Consider the following 2,600-nt stretch of genomic DNA (forward strand, 5'->3'; position numbering starts at 1 on the left):
CGGCGCGCTGATTTCCGTCAATCAGCACCTCCCACGCTTCCGGCGTAGCGGTCTCTTCCGGCTGACGGGTATAGACAGCGTATTCATTGCCCTCGTCGTAGCGTCGCTGGTAGCGATAGCCATTTTTAACATAGGGAACGGAGCTGTCGCGCTGCGGTACGCGATCGACCATCTCTTTCAGAAGCTTATTCTGTAGCGCCTGCTGCGTATGCATCACGGCCTGTCCGTAATCGTTTTCCGCATGCAGGTAGTCCAGCACTGCCGGATCTTCACGTTTGTCATCACGCAGCCAGTAATAGTTGTCGATGCGCGTTTCGCCGTGCGCCTTCATCTCATAAGGTATTTTTTTAGCGACCGGTGGTTTTATCATTTGCTGCCCCGCTGAATCAGTTATACAGAGTAAGGGTGGCAGCTTGCAGAGTGATTGCCAAGCGCAGCGCGTTGAAATGATTTGATAAACAACGTTAAAAAAGTTTGCCGGGCCGGGAAACGCGCCCGGGCATCCTCAGGCGACCGCTTTTTGCTTCTCTTGCTGAATATCCTTCGCCATGCTGTCGCGAACGTCCTGCGGAATGTTTAACTCGTCGCCCAGCGCCTGCAGGTAGCTGCGCTCCATAAAATGATCGACATCGATAACCAGGTTGCTGAGGAAATAAAGCTCCAGCGCTTCCTCTTCGTTTTTTATGTCCTGCGCCAGCATGGCAGGATCCAGCGGCATATCTATTGCGCGCTGCACCAGCTGTTCACCATCCGCGCCAAGGCCTGCCTGGTGAATATGTTCGTCAATAGCCTTACGTTCCTCTTTATCAATATGTCCGTCGCTTTTAGCCGCGAACACCAACGCCTGCACCAGCCGCTCGGCTCGCCGCTCCACCGGCGTGGCTTGCTGGCCAAACCGGGCCTCTCCCTGATGCGTTTCAACGACGCGCTGCCTGTACTTATTCCAGAGAAGCGCGCCTGCCGCCGCGCTGCCACCAATAATCAGCGCGTTTTTGCCGTATTTACTTAGCAGAGTACGTGACGATTTATGGGTGATAAGCCATCCGGCCAGGCCGCCCAAAGCGCCCGGTGCCAGCATTTTACTTAAGCCTTCGCTGCCGCCCTTACCTTTCCCCACGAGGGTTTGAATGTGTTGCAGCCAGTCAGTCATGTGCTCTCCTTCCTGTAAAAAAACCAGCATAGGGCGGCTGGCGTCAGGAAGCGTCAATTCAGGCAAAGCCTGGAAAAGCTTTCGCGTCCTGATAAAAATGGCGAGTTTGCGCCGATCGCTATACTTGTCAGCAGGCGGGAGTCAAAAGGTCGGACCGTTTACCGACTCTCTGGCCATTTTTTGCTATGAGGCTTTAAGGGGAACAGGATGCGTTTTCAACACAACCCACTATTTATCAACACGATTTTATTGTCCGGCACGACGGAAGAAAAACTTCGTGCCGCCGCTCAGGCAGGCTTCAGCCAGGTGGAACTGTGGCGGCAGGACGTGGATTCTGCTGAAGACAAGGCCCGGTCGGTAGTCAGCGTGCTTAAGGAGCAGCAGCTCAGCCTGACGGATTATCAGGTATTACTGGATTTTGACGGTGCGCCGGACGAGCAACGCGAGGAAAAACGTCGCGATGCGTTGAAAATGATGGATACCGCAGTGGTGTTGGGTGCCACCACGCTGCTGGTGCCAGCCTCTACGCAAAAAGAATGTATCGCCGGGCGAGAAGAAGAAGACCTTCGCTGGCTGGTGCAGGAAGCGGGAAATCGTGGGCTACGGGTGGCTTTTGAGGCCATGGCCTGGAGCACCCATATCAATACGCTTGCCGCCGCCTGGCAGCTGGTAAAGCGTATTGACGAGCCAAACCTGGGACTGGTCGTGGATGCCTTTCATATTTTTGTTCGTAACCGAACCATAGCTGACTTAAACGGCATCCCGATGGAGAAAATCTTCCTGGTGCAGCTGTCTGATTTAGCGGCTTTGCCTTCCGGCAGCGAACTGGTAGAAACGGCCAGGCACCACCGACTCCTGCCAGGCCAGGGCCACTTCCCACTCTACACGTTGCTGGATTATCTGGAAGCAGAAGGCTACAGCGGCCCGGTAGGGCTGGAGGTCTTTAATGATGAGATTAAACAGCGGTCGCCGTCAGACGCGGCAAGAGAAGCCATGCATGCGCTGAAACGCTGCTGTGCTCAGACTACTCTTGCCTGACCGCGAGCCTGGCGCCATTAAAAAAGCCTGTCTGAGGACAGGCTTTACGGTTGCAGGGTAGCGCCCCTGCGTGAGACATATGTGCCTGTAAAAGGGTCTAAAACCAACATCGCAGCACAGCACAGCACAGCACAGCACAGCACAGCACAGCACAGCATGAGCCTGGGGCTTAGTCGATCGCTGCGCAATATGCGATTAAGGGCTTAAAGCCGCTGTAAATATCCTCATACAGCATGTGCTCAGAACTTAAAACCGCTGTCGATATTCCTGCACAGCATGTGCTCAGGACTTAAAGTCGCTGTCGATATTCCCGCACAGCATGCGCGCAGGACTTAAAATCGCTGTCGATATTCCCGCACAGCATGCGCGCAGGGTTTAAAAGCGGTGCCGGTATCCCTGCGCCATATATGAC

General features: G+C 54.5%; 2 protein-coding genes and 1 pseudogene. 1 reads left to right on the top strand and 2 read right to left on the bottom strand.

Translation table 11 applies throughout. The features are described 5' to 3' along the window. Positions 1 to 367 (bottom strand): annotated as a pseudogene (locus RTK32_RS21020) (oligopeptidase B); the annotation flags it as partial. A gap of 138 nt (positions 368 to 505) precedes the next feature. Next, a complete protein-coding gene (locus tag RTK32_RS21025; RefSeq protein WP_312047328.1) occupies positions 506 to 1,150 on the bottom strand; it encodes a DUF533 domain-containing protein in 645 nt (214 codons plus the stop codon). A 207-nt stretch (positions 1,151 to 1,357) separates the two neighbouring features. Here RTK32_RS21025 and RTK32_RS21030 point away from each other — a divergent pair, with 207 nt between their 5' ends. Continuing rightward, positions 1,358 to 2,188, top strand: coding sequence for a sugar phosphate isomerase/epimerase family protein (locus RTK32_RS21030; RefSeq protein ID WP_312047329.1), 831 nt, complete (start codon positions 1,358 to 1,360; stop codon positions 2,186 to 2,188). Positions 2,189 to 2,600: the final 412 nt, after the last annotated feature.

It is taken from the genome of Erwinia sp. (genome assembly GCF_031978025.1).
GTDB lineage: Bacteria > Pseudomonadota > Gammaproteobacteria > Enterobacterales > Enterobacteriaceae > Erwinia.

Excerpts from the sequence above, each read along its gene's own strand:
- RTK32_RS21025 (WP_312047328.1), bottom strand. The coding sequence starts at position 1,150 with ATGACTGACTGGCTGCAACACATTCAAACCCTCGTGGGGAAAGGTAAG.
- RTK32_RS21030 (WP_312047329.1), top strand. The coding sequence starts at position 1,358 with ATGCGTTTTCAACACAACCCACTATTTATCAACACGATTTTATTGTCC.